The sequence below is a fragment of the Acidovorax sp. 210-6 genome (assembly GCF_010020825.1).
Lineage (GTDB): Bacteria > Pseudomonadota > Gammaproteobacteria > Burkholderiales > Burkholderiaceae_C > Simplicispira > Simplicispira sedimenti.
Genome location: NZ_JAACJE010000001.1, coordinates 1,035,135 through 1,050,029 on the forward strand (window position 1 = coordinate 1,035,135; position 14,895 = coordinate 1,050,029).

Below are 14,895 nucleotides of genomic sequence, written 5' to 3' on the forward strand. Positions count from 1 at the left end.
ATCAGCATGCATGGGGGCGATAGTAGGGGGGTGAGAAACGATAAGCAAACGAGTTGTTTGCATCCAGATATGCGGTTTGTGAATGTATGATGCGTGCCATGCGTGCCATGCGTCGCCATCTCCCCTCCACCCAGGCCCTCGCCTGCTTTGAAGCCGCCGCCCGGCATGAGAGCTACACCCGTGCCGCGCAGGAGCTGGCGCTCACGCAGAGCGCAGTCTCGCGGCAGATCCAGGCCCTGGAGGACCAACTGGGCGTGGCCCTGTTCCGGCGCACGCGCCATGGGGTGGTGCTCACCCCGGCGGGCCAGCGCTACGGCCGCCAAGTGGCGCGCTGGTTGCAGGTGCTGGAGCAGAGCACGCTCGACGTCATGGCCCGCCAGGGCGTGGGCGGTGCGCTGGCGCTGGCGGCGGTGCCCACCTTTGCCACGCGCTGGCTCATTCCGCGCCTGCCCCTGCTGGCGCAGCAGCACCCCGACATCGTGGTGCACCTGGATACCCAGACACGCCCCTTCCTGTTTGCCGACACCGCCTACGATGCCGCGCTGTACGCAGGCACGCCCGAGCAGGTGGCGCAGTGGCCGGGCACGCAGGCCCAACTGCTGCTGCACGAGGATGTGCTGCCCGTGTGCAGCCCGCAGTTGCTCGAATCGGTCGCCACCCGGGGCCGGGGGCGCGCGCACCAGCCGGTGGAGCCTGCGGCCCTGGCCGCACTGCCGCTGCTGCAGCAAAGCACGCGCCCGCTGGCCTGGCGCCAGTGGTTCGACGCCATGGGCGTGGACGCCCCGCGCGCGCTGGACGGGCCGCGCTACGAGCTGTTCTCCATGCTGGCCCAGGCGGCCACGCTGGGCATGGGGGTGGCGCTGATTCCGCCGTTGCTCATCGAGGCCGAGCTGGCCAGCGGCCAGCTGGTGGTGGCCTGCCCGCGGGCGCTGCCTGGCGAGCGCGCGTACTACCTTGTCCAACCAGCGCAGCAAGCCCCATCCCCGGCACTGGCGACCTTTGGCGCATGGCTGCAGACGGTGGTGGGCGCTACCGACCCATCCGCAGCGCAGGGTTTTTGACGCCGCCCATGGCCTGCGCAACAATGAAGCCGTCCTGATACATCAGCGAAAGGCTTGCCATGACCACCTACCATGCACCGCATTTCGACCCCACCGTGGACGAGCTGGACACGCTCAAGCAACTGGAGATGGGCAAACTGGTCAGCACGCCGCAGGCACTCAAGGAGCATATGTCTGGGCGCCTGTACGAGCGCGGCTACATCGCCAAGAACGCGTCGGGCCAACTGACCATCACTGACACCGGCCGGGCGTTGATCCGGCGCCAGGACAACTGAGTTGCGTTGGGCTCCTGACGTGTCCCTGCCGGTCGGTCTGCAACGAGCGCTGTGCCTTGCCCTCCTGCTGGTGTGGGTCCTGCTGCTGCAAGCTTGCAGCGCCGTCAGGCTGGCCTACAGCCAGGTGCCGCAGCTGGCGTACTGGCAGTTGGACCGCTACCTCGACCTGTCGGATGCACAGACCGACCGGGTGCGCAGCGAATTGGATCTGCTGCACCAGTGGCACCGCAGCACCATGCTGCCCCAGCACGCCAGGTTGTTGCAGCAGGTGCAGCAGCAATTGCCGGCCACCGTCACTCCCGACCAGGCCTGCCGCATCTACGACGAGGTGCGCATCCAGCTGGATGCGGTGTGGGCACAGGCCGAGCAGCAACTCCTGTGGCTGGCGCCGCAGCTCAGCCCGACACAGATCCGCACGCTGGAAGTGCAACAGGCGCAAAGCAACGCCGACTGGAAGAAGCAGTGGCTGGATGCATCCCCCGAGCGGATGCGCGAGCAGCGCTACAAGCAACTCCTGTCGCGCGCCGAAACCTTCTACGGCACCCTGGACGAACCGGCCCGGGAAGCGCTGCGCGGCTATGTCGCCCGCTCCGCCTTCGACCCGCAGCGCAGCTACGCAGAGCGCCTGCGCCGCCAGAAGGACCTGGTCGGGGTGCTGCAGAGCATCGCGCAGGACCGCAGCGACCACCAGCGCGCCCTGGGCCTGCTGCGCGGCTACCGCGACCGTTTCAACGCATCCCCCGATCTTGCCTACCAGCGCTACGCGCAGCGCCTGGTGGAGGAGGGCTGCGACGCCTTCGCGCGCATGCACAACGCCATGACGCCCGCGCAGCGCATGCAGGCGGTGCAGTCGCTCAAGGGGTATGAGCGCGACTTCTGGGTGCTGGCGGCCCAGTAGGGTGACCATGGGGCGCCGCCAACCGGCACTGCCTGAAATTGCGGCAGCGCAACACAACCCTTTGCGTGGCGGGCACTTGCGCACGCCTTGCCCATGCAGGCCACGGGTTGTCCACAGGTTTGTCCAAGGCCAACGGGGACAACCCTTCGGGTGCCGCACGCAGGCTGCGGCGCCCCTCATACGGATTTGCCTTCAACCGTATAACGTCGTTGGTTTGCCTCGCCGTGCCACAGCACTGTCTTCGGCTTCCCGCCTAGTTATCCGATTGAATGCAAACCCGTATCAGTCCCGCGCAAAAGCACGCGGGTCAGAGTATCTGGGTCTGCCAATTGCTTACGAAACTGACCTGAAACTTGCTGAAAAATGGCGCAATTGTCGCCAAATGCTGCGAAGTTCTCATTTGCAGAGCTCTGTTGCAGTTCATTAACCCTTTGGGGGTCGCCAGCGCAGACAAGGTCACTTAGGCTCCGGGTCGATTCATTCCAGCAATCGAATCAATTTATCCATATCCAATCTTGAAAGAGGAAATCGACATGAAAAAATGGATCGCTCTTGCGTGTGCCGCGGGCTTGATGTCGGGCCTGAGCACGCTCAGCCTGGCCGCAGCAGAGTCTGGCTCGGCCGCCGAGGCACGCGCCATGCTGGACAAGACCATTGCAGCCATCAAGGCCGACAAGGCGGCTGCGCTGTCGCAAATCGCCAAGGGCGAAAACGGCTTCAAGGACCGCGACTTGTACCCCTTCTGCGGTGGGGCAGACGGCAAGTTCACTGCCCACCCCACGCTCACCGGCCAGAGCATGAAAGACCTCAAGACCAAGGACGGCGACCCGATCGGCTCCAAGCTGTACGAACAAGCCAAGGAAGGTGCCGTGGCCGAAGTCGGCTACCTGTGGCCCAAGCCCGGCTCCAGCGCTCCGGCCAAGAAGGTCAGCCTGGTGACCAAGATTGGCGACCAGGTCTGCGCGGTGGGCTACTACCAGTAAGACTGCCTGGCACAAGCCTTGAAACGGGAACTGCCCGCCGTTGACGTGTGGGCTTGCAATGCCCGATCGCACCAAAAGAAAAGGCCGCATGTTCGGGCGAACATGCGGCCTTTGTCTGTGGTGCCCGGGGCCGGACTCGAACCGGCACGCCTTGCGGCGGGGGATTTTGAGTCCCCTGCGTCTACCAATTTCACCACCCGGGCGGGAATCAGTGAAGTCCTAAATTATGGCACAGTAGGGAGCATGAATTACCCAACCATTGAAGATGCGATCGGCCGCACGCCGCTGGTTGCGCTGCAGCGCATCGGCGCACGCGAGAACGCCGAGCGTGGCAACGTCATCCTGGGCAAGCTCGAAGGCAACAATCCCGCAGGTTCGGTGAAGGATCGGCCTGCACTCTCCATGATTCGGCGCGCCGAGGAGCGCGGCGACATCCAGCCGGGTGACACGCTGATCGAGGCCACCTCTGGCAACACGGGCATTGCGCTGGCCATGGCCGCGGCCATCAAGGGCTACCGCATGGTGCTGGTCATGCCCGAAGACCTGTCCATTGAGCGCGCCCAGACCATGAAGGCCTTTGGTGCCGAGCTGGTGCTCACGCCCAAGAGCGGCGGCATGGAACATGCCCGTGACCTGGCCCTGGCCATGCAAAAGCGGGGTGAAGGCAAGGTGCTGGACCAGTTTGCCAACCCCGACAACCCGCGCATCCACTACGAAACCACTGGCCCCGAGCTGTGGGAGCAGACGGGTGGGCGCATCACCCATTTCGTCAGCGCCATGGGCACCACGGGCACCATCACCGGCGTCTCGCGTTACCTCAAGGAAAAGAACCCCAAGGTGCTGGTGGTGGGCGCGCAACCGCAAGAGGGTTCGCGCATCCCCGGCATTCGCAAGTGGCCGCAGGAATACATGCCCGCCATCTACGATGCCAAGGCGGTGGATGAGCTGATGCTGGTCAGCCAGAGCGACGCCGAAGACATGTGCCGCCGCCTGGCGCGTGAGGAAGGCATCTTCGCGGGCATTTCCGCTGCCGGCGCGTGCTGGGTGGCGCAGCAGATCGCCGCGCGCGAGCGCGATGCCTGCATTGCCTTTGTGGTGTGCGACCGGGGCGACCGCTACCTGTCCACCGGCGTCTTCCCGGTTTGAAGGAAAATAAGCCTCTAGCGCCCTGAATATAAGCGCTGAAAGCTATAAAAATCATAGCAATGCAGTACCAACCCCGCTTTTGCACCCACTGCGCCACGCCGCTGGCGCTGCTCACCCAGGCCGAAGATGGTGGCGACAAGGAACGCCTGCGCTGCCCCGCCTGCGGCTGGACACACTGGAACAACCCCACCCCGGTGCTGGCCGCCATCGTCGAGGTGGGCGGCAAGGTACTGCTGGCGCGCAACGCCGCCTGGCCGGTCAAGATGTTTGCGCTGATCACGGGCTTCATGGAGGCGGGCGAGTCACCGCAGGACGGTATCGCGCGCGAGGTGAAGGAGGAGACCAACCTCGACGTGCAGTCCTGCACCCTGGTGGGTGCCTATGAATTCCTGCGCATGAACCAGGTCATCATTGCCTACCATGTGGTGGCTGAGGGGCAGGTGCGGCTGTCGCCCGAGCTGGTGGACTACCGCCTGTTCGACCTGCACGAGCTCAAATGCTGGCCCGCGGGCACGGGTTACGCGCTGGCCGACTGGCTGCGCACGCGCGGCCACGAGCCGGTGTTCTTCACCGCGGAGGAAAATGCCGAACGCCGCCGAGGGTTGGAACAACCCGCCGCAAAGGACTGACAACATGCAAACCCACAAAGAAATCGATACCCGGGGCCTGAACTGCCCCCTGCCCATCCTCAAGGCCAAGAAGGCCCTGGCCGACATGGAGAGCGGCGAGCTGCTCAAGGTGCTGGCCACCGACGTGGGCTCGCTGCGCGACTTTCAGGCCTTTGCCAAGCAGACGGGCAACGAACTGGTGGAGCAGCAGACGGTGGGGGAGGAATACATCCACGTGCTGCGGCGGCGCTGAGGGGCGCCGGCTTGCACCCGCGCAGGGGGTTGTGATGGTGCGCAGGCAATGGTTGCGCGGTGCCTATAGGGGGGAATCGGACATCAATCCCAGCGAGCGTGCAATCAAAACGGCTTGCGATCTGTGTTGCACACCCAGCTTTTCAAAGATATTTTTCAGATGGGTCTTTACCGTCTCGGCGGAGATATCCATGGCGCGCGCGATGTCCTTGTTGGAACGGCCCTGCTCGACGAGTTCAATCACCCGGATTTCTCGCACGGTCAACATGCTACGCGCGGCGGCGGCAGAACTGCGACTTGGGTGCGTGGCGGCGATGAGGCCGCGCACGTAGTCGGCCAATTCGCCATGGCATTCCCGGGAGACCAGGAAGCGTGGCAGCAATCCGTGGAGTTCCTCGCCTTCGTCGAGCACGCTGCGCAGGGCACCACTGCGCTGGGCGTCGTGCAGGGTGGCGCGCAGTTGTGCGAAGCATGCGTCCTGTTCCCCCGCTGCCATGTGGGCTATGGCGAGGCAGGCGCCGATCTGCAGGGCGCGCAGATCCTGTGATGCAGCGTGTGCTGCCTGCAACAAGCCGGTGAGCGCGAACCGCGCTTCGTTGACTCGCTGATTGGCCAACGCAATCCGTGCCGATGCGATATCGCGCAGCACCAGCAGATCTGATCGGGCACATGGTGGGTCGGCTTGCGCTTGGATCGCTAGGCGCTGAATCCGAATGGCGGTGGCATTGGCCTCGTCGAGGCGCCTTTCAAAGATCAGGATGCGGATGCGTTCGAGCAACATGGTGCCTACCAGCCGATCCCAGCCTCGGTTGTAGCCCATGGCCTCGGCTCGTTCCAACAACTCAAAGGCCCGACCGTGCTGCCCTTGCAGGTATGCCGTGTTCACCAGCACTTGGTAGGCCTGGGCCAGTGCCTCGTGCATGGCGGTGTTGTCAATCAGTGGCAACAGCGGGGTGAGGAGTCCCTCGGCTTCCGTGTATCGGCCTTGCTGGTAGTGCAGCATCGCCATCAGCGGTGCGGCCAATGCCATGGACACCGAGTGCCCGCCGCCATGGCTGTGGGCGCAGCGCAGCGCTTCGCGGGCATGGCGCTCGGCCAGGCCCAGGCGCCCTTTCTGCAGTTCTATGCAGCCCAGCAGCGTGTGCCGGTACACCGTGGAAAAGGCAATTTGCTGCTCGTCACCGGGCGGAGTGGCCACCCAGGGCTGCTCGTATACCCGAACCAGGTCACCGCTTTTCCAGTACACATAGCGCATGACGTTGGACATGACGTTGTGTGTGAAGGCGTCGCCTGCATGGTCGCCCGCATGCCACTGCTGTGCGATGGCGCAGGCCTGAAGGGAGTCGTCCTGTAGCGCAACGGTGACGGCACGGATCGCCAGGCATTCGCCCAGCGTGTCGTGCAGGGCATGGCCTTCGAGCGTCTGGTGCGCGGCGTGCACAATTTCGTCCAACAAGGGTGCCGCTTCCGCGAAGCGCATGGCGAGTGCCAGCCCCCAGGCAGCGGCGAGCTGCACTTGAGGTTGTGTATGCAAAAGTTCCGGCGGCAGTTGTCGGCGCCAGCCGAGCAGTGTCAACAGGTCACCCGATTTCACCAGCGACATGCAGCAGTGCGCCAGCCACGCAATGGCCTGGCGGCTGTCGCCTGCCTGTAGGGCGTGGCGTACTGCATCGGTCCACGCCCCTTGGTTGGCGAACCAGTGTGCCGCCCGTTGGTGCATCAGTCGTGGGTCCACGCCCAGGCGCTGGGCTACGTTGGCGAGCAGGTGTTCACGCAGCAGCAGATGGTAGCGCAGGCATCGGCCTTCGCCGTCCATGGGCTCGGTCAGCAGGTGATACTGCAACAGCACGGAGATCTGGGCGGCGCTATCGTCGCTGTCACATACTGCGTCGCACAGGTCGGGGTGGATGCGTTCGAGCACCGCAGTCTGCGCCATGAAGCGCACGGTGGGTGGCGGCAGGCTCTCCAGCAGATCCTCGAACAGGGTCGCGAAGACCGATGAGCTGCTCCGCGTGCCGTCGGTATCGTAGGCACCGGTGAGGCTTTGGCCGAGCGCGGCCAGACGCAGGGCCGCCACCCAGCCCTCGGTGCCGGCATGGAGCCGCGCGGATTGCTCCGGCGTGGGCGCCAGTGCGCAGGCCGAGGCCAGGAAGCGTGTGGTTTCCTCCTCGTCGAAGCGCAGCGCGGCGGCGTCCACGTCGAGCCACTGCCCGTGCGCGCGCAGCCGCGCCAGCGCCAGCGGCGGCACCACGCGCGAGGTGATGACGACGTGGAACTGGGGCGGCGCGTGGCTGATGAGGAACGCCAGAGCCTCGTGGATGCCGCTCTCGTGCAGCCACTGGTAGTCGTCCAGCACCAGGACGGCCTCGCCGTCGAAGGACTCCAGGTCGTTGAGCAGCAGCGCCACCACGGCGCGCGGCGGTGCCAGTGCCCGGCCCTGCAGCAGGGCCAGCACCGCGTCGCCCACGCCCTGGCCCAGGCGCTGCAGGGCCTGGGCCAGGCTGTGCAGGAAGCGGGCGGGCTCGTCGTCGTCCTGGGACAGGCTCAGCCAGGTGCAGTGGTGCCCTTCTGCCTGCCAGTGCGCCACCCAGGTGGCGGCCAGGGTGCTCTTGCCGAAACCGCCGGGGGCCGTGAGCGTGACCAGCCGCACCTGCAGCGCCTGGGCGCGCACGGCGTCCAGGCGCGGCCGCGCGATGGCGCCGGGGGGCGGGCGCATCACCCTGATCTTGGTGCGCAGAAAGGTGTCCGGGGCGCTGCTGGGCATTGCGCCAGTCTAGCCAGCGCACCGGCGCGGCGGTGAGAGGGCTTGCCCCATCACCCGGTGCATCCCCCGAGCCATCCCCCGGCAGCGGCGCGCCCGCACGCTAAACGGGTGATGGCACGGAGCGCGCCGCGTTTCTACAGTGCCCGCAGAGGCCCTCCCGCCGCCTTGCAACGAAAGACATATCCATGACAGGCATCCTGCTTTGCGTCCCGCCCGCTCGCCCTTGGGCGGTGCGGCTTTTCTGCGTTGTTCTCGCATTCGCGGCAGCCTGCCTTGCGCCTGCCCGCGCATTGGCCCAGGACAAGAACGCCATCACCATCGCCCAGGTGGCCCCGTTTAGCGGTCCCATGGCCTTTTACGCCCAGTCCTTGCATGAGGGGATGCAGGCCTATTTCGGCTGGATCAACCAGCAGGGCGGGGTGCGGGGGCTGCGCGTGGAGCTGCTGGCCGTGGATACCCCACTCGACCCCGAGCAGACGGTGCAAGCCTATGCCCAGACTGCAAGGCTCCACAACCCGGTGGCGTTCGTGTACCCCCTGTCGCCGACGGTGATCGACGCACTGATGGATGCGAAGATCGCCCGCCGCCTGGGCATCCCCATCGTCGGCACCGTGCCCCAGATGTACCGCCGCCGTCACCCCGTGGACCCGAACCTGTTCTTCGTGGGCGTGAGCGATGCCAGGGAGGTCCAGAAGATCGTCGAGCACATCGCCACGCTGGGCATGCGCAGGATCGCCGTCGTCCACTGGAACGATGCGACCACCACGGGGCTGGTGGACATCATCCGGCGGGAGGCCGCGTCGCGCGGCGTCGCGGTCGTGCGGGAGTTTCCCATCCTGCCCGACGGCCGGGGCGACTTGGCCGGTGCGATCGAGGGACTGGACAAGGAGGGGCGGAGCGCCTCGGCGGTCATCAGCCTGCTGGCGGCCCCCGAGACGGCCAAGCTGGTCTCGGATCTGCGCGCCAGGGGCAGCCGGATGGCAGTCTATGGGCCTTCGTACAACGACGCGAGCCTGGTCAGCAAGCATGCCGAGAACGGCAGCCACCATGGCGTGAGCATTTCGCAAATCGTGCCCAACCCGGACAGCTCCATCCTGCCGCTCGCCATTGACTTCCGAAAGCACTTTGCGGCCCACGTGCCGCAATCCGGGGGCAACAGCCTGTCGTTCCAGGGGTACATCGCGGCGCGGCTGATCGTCCAGGCCCTGCTGCGCTGTCCGGATCCGAAAAGCGCCGCATGCCTGCGCCAGGAACTTGAAAACACCAGGCCGCATGACCTCGGAGGTTTGACGGCAGGGTACTCCGCCAGCAACCACGATGGACTGTCTTACGTGGACATTGGCGTGGTCTCGCGCAGCGGAAAGCTCATCCGTTGATGCATGGACGGTAGGCACACATGGCTTACCCGACTCCCCCGTGTATCCCCCGTGCCATCCCACTTCACAGCCCGCGCGGACACCCCAATGGGTGATGGCGGAACGCCCCCGCGCTTTCTACAGTGACCTATCCGCCAGACAGGCCGCCGCCAAGAGCGGTTTCTTGCGGCCCCTTTCCCATTCAACAAAGGAGACACCCATGGCCTACGTAGCCTTGACCCCCCTGGGCGCCGAGCCCGATTTTGCCGACACGCCCGCCGCCATCCAGGCGACGGTGCGCCGCTTTGCCAGCGAGGTGCTGCGCCCGCTGGGCCGCCAGCTCGACCGCATGGCGCCCGAGGCGGTGATCGCCCCCGACTCGCCGCTGTGGGCGATGTACGGCCAGTTTGCCGCCCTGGGCTTTGGCGTGGACGATTTGCTTTCCATGGAGCCCGCGGAGCGCGCCCGCACCATGGCGATCTTGTTCGAGGAGCTGGGCTGGGGCGATGCGGGCCTGGCGATCTCGATTGGCGCCGGGCTGATCCCGGCCATGATCAGCGCCATCTTGGGCAATGGCTTTTGCCGCAGCATTGCGCAGGATGCCAAGCTGGGCTGCTGGATGATTACCGAGCCCGACCACGGCAGCGACACGCTGGACCCGGCGCGCATGATCTTCCACCCCCAGGGCGAGTACGGCCGCCCCAACTGCGTGGTGACGATCAAGGGCGACGAGCTCATCATCACCGGCCAGAAGTCGGCCTGGGTGTCGAACGGCACCATAGGCCAGGTCGGCATCCTCTACGCCGCCTGCGACACCGGCAGCGGGCCGGACACGAAGAACGGCGCGGTGGTCATCGTGCCCATGGAGACGCGCGGCATCACGCGCGGCAAGCCGCTCGACAAGCTGGGCCAGCGCGCGCTCAACCAGGGCGAGATTTACTTCGACAACGTGCGCCTCTCCAAAGCCCACCTGCTCGCCGGGCCGGACCAGTACCAGCAGGCCACCTACCTGGTGCACACCCTGGCCAACGGGCTGATGTCGGCCATCTTCACCGGCTGCGCGCGCTCGGCCTACGACCTGGCGCTCTCCTATGCGCACGAGCGCAAGGCCGGGGGTGTGCCCATCATTCGCCACCAGTCGGTGGCGCAGCGGCTGTTTCACATGTTCCGCAAGGTGGAGGCGGCCTGCGCGCTTTCGCGCCGGGTGCTGCACTACAACTTCCAGGCCCCGGCCATGGCACTGCAGGCAGCCATGGCGGCCAAGGTGACCGCGACGCAAACGGCCTTTGAAGTGGCCAGCGAGGCCGTGCAAATGCACGGCGGCAACGGCCTGGCGCGCGACTACCCGGTAGAAAAAATCATGCGCGACGCGCGTGCCTCGCTGATCGAGGACGGCTGCAACGAAATCCTCGCCATCAAGGGCGGCTACCACCTGATGAACCCCGACCTGCTCTAAATCACTTCACCCATAAGGAGACAACACCATGGCATCGCAATACCAAGTCGTTCTGTACGGCGCCAGCGGCTACACCGGCAAGCTGGCCGCGTGGAAGCTGGCCGAGCGCGGCATTCCCTTCATCGCCGCCGGGCGCAACGCCGATCGTTTGAAGGCCGAGATGGCCAAGATTCCAGAACTCGAAGGCCACGACTACCAGTGCGTGGGCGTGGAGCACAACCGCGCCAGCCTGGCCGAGCTGTTCAAGGGCCGCCAGGTGGTGCTCAACGTCGTTGGCCCCTTTATGCAGCTGGGCGAGCCGGTGGTGCAGGCGGCGCTCGACGCCGGCTGCCACTACTTCGACACCACCGGCGAGACCGACTGGATGCTCTACCTGCAAAAGGAATACGCCGGCGCGTTTGCGCGCAAGGAGCTGGCGCTGTGCCCGGCCAACTCGTATATGTGGACCGAAGGCGCGATCGCCGCCGAGATTGCGCTGGAGACGCCCGGCATCGACAGCCTGGACCTGATGTATTACGGCGACTCGCAGATCAGCGTGGCCTCGACCATGTCGTTCCTGCGCATGTGCACCAAGCCCATGTATTACTTGAAGGGCGGCGAGCTGGTGCAGTGGCCCTGGGCCCAGGCCTACGACGTGATGGTGCCCGGCGTGCACCGCATCCTGAAGGGCATGCCCTGGGGCGGCGCGGGCGAGCCGGTGTGGTACCACGGCGACCCGCGCGTCAAGAACTGCCAGGTGCTGTTCGCCCTGGGCAACCAGGACATGATGATGGCCGTGCTCGACGTGCTGAAAAACTTCGAGAAGGACCACCGCAACCTGGACGCCGCCGCGCAAGAGCAGGTGACCAACGCCATCGGCCAGCAGATCACCCAGGTCGAGCCGCCGCGCGAGAACCCCGAGGTGCACCGCGCCCTGGTGTCCTGCCAGGCGCGCGGCAACACGCAGTCGGTCAGCGTCATCCTGCGTGGCAGCTGCGCCTATTCGCAAACCGGCGTGTTCGCCGCCGAGGCCGCCCAGCGCGTGCTGGGCAAGCAGCTCAAGGCTGTGGGCTTCGGCTCGGGCGCGCGCATCCTGGGCGCGCGCCAGTTGCTTGCGGCGCAGGCGGACGAGGGCTACCTTTCCTGGGAAGTCAAACACCAGTAATGTTCCTGTATTGATAGCATCTAGCGCTTTATGGATAAGCGCTGGATGCATATTTCATAAATATTCTGGGAGCATCCCGTGGAACCGATCTATATCACCGGCGTTGGCATGACGCCGTTTGGCCGGCACCCGCAATGGAGCGTGAAAGACCTCACGCGCCAGGCCGTCACCACCGCGCTGCAGGATGCGGGCTGTAGCGCCCGGCAACTGCAGGCGGCTTATTTCTCCAATGCCACGCAGGGCCACATGGAAGGCCAGCACATGGTGCGCGGGCAACTCGCGCTGCGCGCCATGGGTGTGGAAGGCATTCCCGTTGTCAATGTGGAGAACGCCTGTGCCAGTGCCAGCACGGCGCTGCATCTGGCCGTGCAGCATGTGCGCAGCGGCGCGGCCGACATCGTGCTCGCCGTGGGTGCCGAGAAGATGTGGAGTGAAGACAAGGCACGCATGTTTGCCGCCTTCGACGGCGCCTGGGACGTGCATGACACCGAGGCCGGCCGGGCGCGCCTGCTGGCCATGGGTGAAGGCGTCATGCCACCGCCGGGCAGCCAGTCGCCGCGACCCTACAGCGTGTTCATGGACATTTACGCCGCCATGGGGCGCCTGCACATGGACATCTTTGGCACCACGCAGCAGCAGTTCGCGGCGGTGGCGGCGAAGAACCATGCGCATTCGGTACACAACCCTTTGGCGCAGTACCGGGAGGCACTGAGCGTGCAGCAGGTGCTGGCCGCGCCGCCTATCAGCTACCCGCTCACGCTGCCCATGTGCTCGCCGGTGAGTGATGGCGCCGCTGCCGCCATTGTCTGCAGCGCTGCAGGCCTCAAGCGACTGCAAGGCGATGCACGCCGAGCGGTGCGGGTACTGGCCTGCGTGTTGCAAACCGGCAGTGAGCGCGAGGCGATGGATCTGGAGAACCACCTGGTGCGCAAGGCATCGCACCGGCTCTACGAACAGGCGGGCGTGGCACCGCAGGACGTGGGCGTGGCCGAGGTGCACGATGCGACGGCGATAGGCGAGATCCTGCAGTCGGAGCTGCTGGGCCTGGTGCCCCCTGGGCAGGGCGGTCCGGCGGCCGAGCGTGGCGATACGAGCCTGGGCGGGTCCATCCCCATCAACCCCTCGGGGGGGCTGGAGAGCAAGGGCCACCCTATCGGTGCGACGGGGCTGGGGCAGGTGTTCGAACTGGTCGCGCAGTTGCGTGACGAAGCCGGAGCGCGCCAGGTGCCGGGTGCTCGCATCGCGCTGGCGGAAAACGGCGGTGGGCTCGCTGGCGTGGAAGAGGCCGTGGCCTGCCTCACGCTGCTGGGGCGCTGAACAGGAGTAAACAGGATGAGTCTTTACCCCGACAACATCTTCGCCGGCATGGTCGCGAACCGCGCGGCCGAACTGCCGGACTTTCAAGTGCTCACCGTCGAGGGCGGAGGAACGCGCCCGGACGAGGTGCGCAGCTACCGCCAGCTCTGGGACAACGGCCAGCGCATGGCGCGGGTCATGCAGGACCTGGGCATTGCTTCTGGGGAACGTGTGGCCTTGCTTATGGCCAACCATGTAGAGTTCGTTGAGGCCATGGTGGCCGCGAGCATCCTGGGTGTGGCCGTGGTACCCATCGACGCACGCACCAAGGGCGACAAGCTGCAGTTTCTGCTCACCAGCAGTCAGTGCTGCGCCGTCTTCGCTGCCGACTACGCGCTACCCCACTTGCAGCCTCTGCGACCCCGCTTGAGCGGCTTGCGCTGGGTGCTGGCCTTCGCCACTGATGAGGGCGAGCAGCCGCTCGCGGCTTACAGTGGAGTGGTGGACTGGGAAGCCGCCGCGCCACTGGCGGTACCAGAGCTGACCATCGGCACCACCAGCCCGGACAGTGCTTTGGAGCTGATCTTTACTTCTGGCACGACGGGTGACCCCAAAGGCATCGTGCTGACGCATCGGCGCTATTGTGAAACCGCTTTGCTCGCTCTGCGTCTGTTCGGCTATCGCGAAGGAGACGTGCTGTACTCGGGCCTGTCGCTCACGCACGCCAACGCCCAGCTCATCACCCTGGGCGCGGCGCTGGCCTGCCGCCTGCGTTGCGTGCTCTCGCGGCGCTTTACCAAGTCCCGCCTGTGGGACATCACGCGCAAATACGGCGCCACGAGCTTCACGCTGCTGGGTGGAATGACCACGGCAGTCTATGCCGAGCCACCGCGCGCGGACGATGCCGACAATCCGGTGCGCTTCGTCATCTCGGCGGGCATGCCTGCCGCCATCTGGCGGCAGTTCCAGCAGCGTTTCGGCGTACAGATCCTGGAGTTCTACGGCGCGGCCGAAGGTGGACTCACCTTCAACCACCCCGGCCAGGGGCCTGTGGGCAGCATCGGCAAGCCGCCGCCAACACTGCGCCATCGCATCGTGGACGAGGCAGGCAACGATGTGCCGCGTGGCCAGCAGGGCGAGTTGCTGTTTCGCCATGCCAGTGGCGAGCCCTTCGCCGTGGAGTACTTTGGAAACCCCGAGGCGTCGCATCACAAGTGCGCTGGCGGTTGGCTGCACATGGGCGACGTGGTGCACGAGGATGCGGAGGGCTGGCTTTACTTCGATTACCGCAAGGGTAGCGGTATCCGGCGCAACGGTGAGTTCATCACCACGGCCTTCATCGAAAAGGCCATCGCCGAGTCAGGTCTGGTCGATGACGTGTATGTCTATGGTGTTGCAAGTGCGCAGCTTGCTCCGGGGGAAAAGGAGGTCGTTGCCGCAGTGGTACCCAAGGACGTTGCCGCGTTCGACCCACGGCAACTCTTTGCCGTGTGCCGCCAGCAACTGGAGGCGGGCATGGTGCCTGGCTTCATCCAGGTACTGGCACAAATCCCCAAGACGGCGTCAGAGAAGCCGCAGGATCGCTTCTTGATGGAGATGTTCGAGAGCGAACCGGTGAGCGTGCATCGACGCGATGCGGGTGGTTGATTTCAAGAGG

13 protein-coding genes and 1 tRNA gene are annotated in these 14,895 nt (G+C 65.7%); 12 read left to right on the top strand and 2 right to left on the bottom strand.

The features are described 5' to 3' along the window. The first annotated feature begins 107 nt into the window (after positions 1-107). The 4 genes from GWK50_RS04855 (at position 108) to GWK50_RS04870 (ending at position 3,217) form a co-directional block, all read left to right on the top strand. Positions 108-1,061 (top strand): LysR substrate-binding domain-containing protein, encoded by a 954-nt coding sequence (locus GWK50_RS04855; protein WP_162015562.1) that lies wholly within the window; start codon positions 108-110, stop codon positions 1,059-1,061. 59 nt (positions 1,062-1,120) lie between these two features. Next, entirely contained in the window at positions 1,121-1,336 is a 216-nt protein-coding gene (locus tag GWK50_RS04860) for a hypothetical protein (RefSeq protein ID WP_162015563.1), read from the top strand. A gap of 1 nt (position 1,337) precedes the next feature. Next, positions 1,338-2,234 (top strand): DUF6279 family lipoprotein, encoded by an 897-nt coding sequence (locus tag GWK50_RS04865; RefSeq protein WP_242455294.1) that lies wholly within the window; start codon positions 1,338-1,340, stop codon positions 2,232-2,234. A gap of 533 nt (positions 2,235-2,767) precedes the next feature. Beyond that, complete coding sequence (locus tag GWK50_RS04870; RefSeq protein ID WP_162015564.1) at positions 2,768-3,217, top strand: cache domain-containing protein; 450 nt, start codon at positions 2,768-2,770, stop codon at positions 3,215-3,217. 118 nt (positions 3,218-3,335) lie between these two features. Here GWK50_RS04870 and GWK50_RS04875 read toward each other — a convergent pair. Further along, a tRNA-Leu gene (locus tag GWK50_RS04875) sits at positions 3,336-3,420 on the bottom strand. A gap of 40 nt (positions 3,421-3,460) precedes the next feature. Between GWK50_RS04875 and cysM the strand changes: the two genes are divergently transcribed. Genes cysM through GWK50_RS04890 form a run of 3 tightly spaced genes read left to right on the top strand, consistent with a single transcriptional unit; the run spans position 3,461 to position 5,224 of the window. Next, on the top strand, positions 3,461-4,363 hold the full coding sequence (gene cysM / locus GWK50_RS04880) for a cysteine synthase CysM (RefSeq protein WP_162015565.1): 903 nt from the start codon (positions 3,461-3,463) through the stop codon (positions 4,361-4,363). A gap of 59 nt (positions 4,364-4,422) precedes the next feature. Beyond that, positions 4,423-4,992 (top strand): NUDIX domain-containing protein, encoded by a 570-nt coding sequence (locus GWK50_RS04885; protein ID WP_162015566.1) that lies wholly within the window; start codon positions 4,423-4,425, stop codon positions 4,990-4,992. Positions 4,993-4,996: 4 nt separating this feature from the next. After that, on the top strand, positions 4,997-5,224 hold the full coding sequence (locus GWK50_RS04890; RefSeq protein ID WP_162015567.1) for a sulfurtransferase TusA family protein: 228 nt from the start codon (positions 4,997-4,999) through the stop codon (positions 5,222-5,224). A gap of 63 nt (positions 5,225-5,287) precedes the next feature. Here GWK50_RS04890 and GWK50_RS04895 read toward each other — a convergent pair whose 3' ends face one another. Further along, positions 5,288-7,987, bottom strand: a complete 2,700-nt coding sequence (locus GWK50_RS04895) for a LuxR C-terminal-related transcriptional regulator (RefSeq protein WP_162015568.1) — start codon at positions 7,985-7,987, stop codon at positions 5,288-5,290. Positions 7,988-8,277: 290 nt separating this feature from the next. Between GWK50_RS04895 and GWK50_RS04900 the strand changes: the two genes are divergently transcribed. The 5 genes from GWK50_RS04900 to GWK50_RS04920 all read left to right on the top strand — a co-directional run bounded on the left by GWK50_RS04900 (position 8,278) and on the right by GWK50_RS04920 (position 14,885). Further along, on the top strand, positions 8,278-9,363 hold the full coding sequence (locus GWK50_RS04900) for an ABC transporter substrate-binding protein (protein ID WP_162015569.1): 1,086 nt from the start codon (positions 8,278-8,280) through the stop codon (positions 9,361-9,363). A gap of 199 nt (positions 9,364-9,562) precedes the next feature. Next, entirely contained in the window at positions 9,563-10,798 is a 1,236-nt protein-coding gene (locus tag GWK50_RS04905; RefSeq protein WP_162015570.1) for an acyl-CoA dehydrogenase, read from the top strand. 28 nt (positions 10,799-10,826) lie between these two features. Next, positions 10,827-11,942: a DUF5938 domain-containing protein gene (locus GWK50_RS04910; protein WP_162015571.1), complete on the top strand. Its 1,116-nt coding sequence runs from the start codon at positions 10,827-10,829 to the stop codon at positions 11,940-11,942. A gap of 78 nt (positions 11,943-12,020) precedes the next feature. Further along, positions 12,021-13,259, top strand: coding sequence for a thiolase family protein (locus GWK50_RS04915; RefSeq protein WP_162015572.1), 1,239 nt, complete (start codon positions 12,021-12,023; stop codon positions 13,257-13,259). A 15-nt stretch (positions 13,260-13,274) separates the two neighbouring features. Then, positions 13,275-14,885: an AMP-binding protein gene (locus GWK50_RS04920; protein WP_162015573.1), complete on the top strand. Its 1,611-nt coding sequence runs from the start codon at positions 13,275-13,277 to the stop codon at positions 14,883-14,885. The last annotated feature ends 10 nt before the right edge of the window (positions 14,886-14,895 follow it).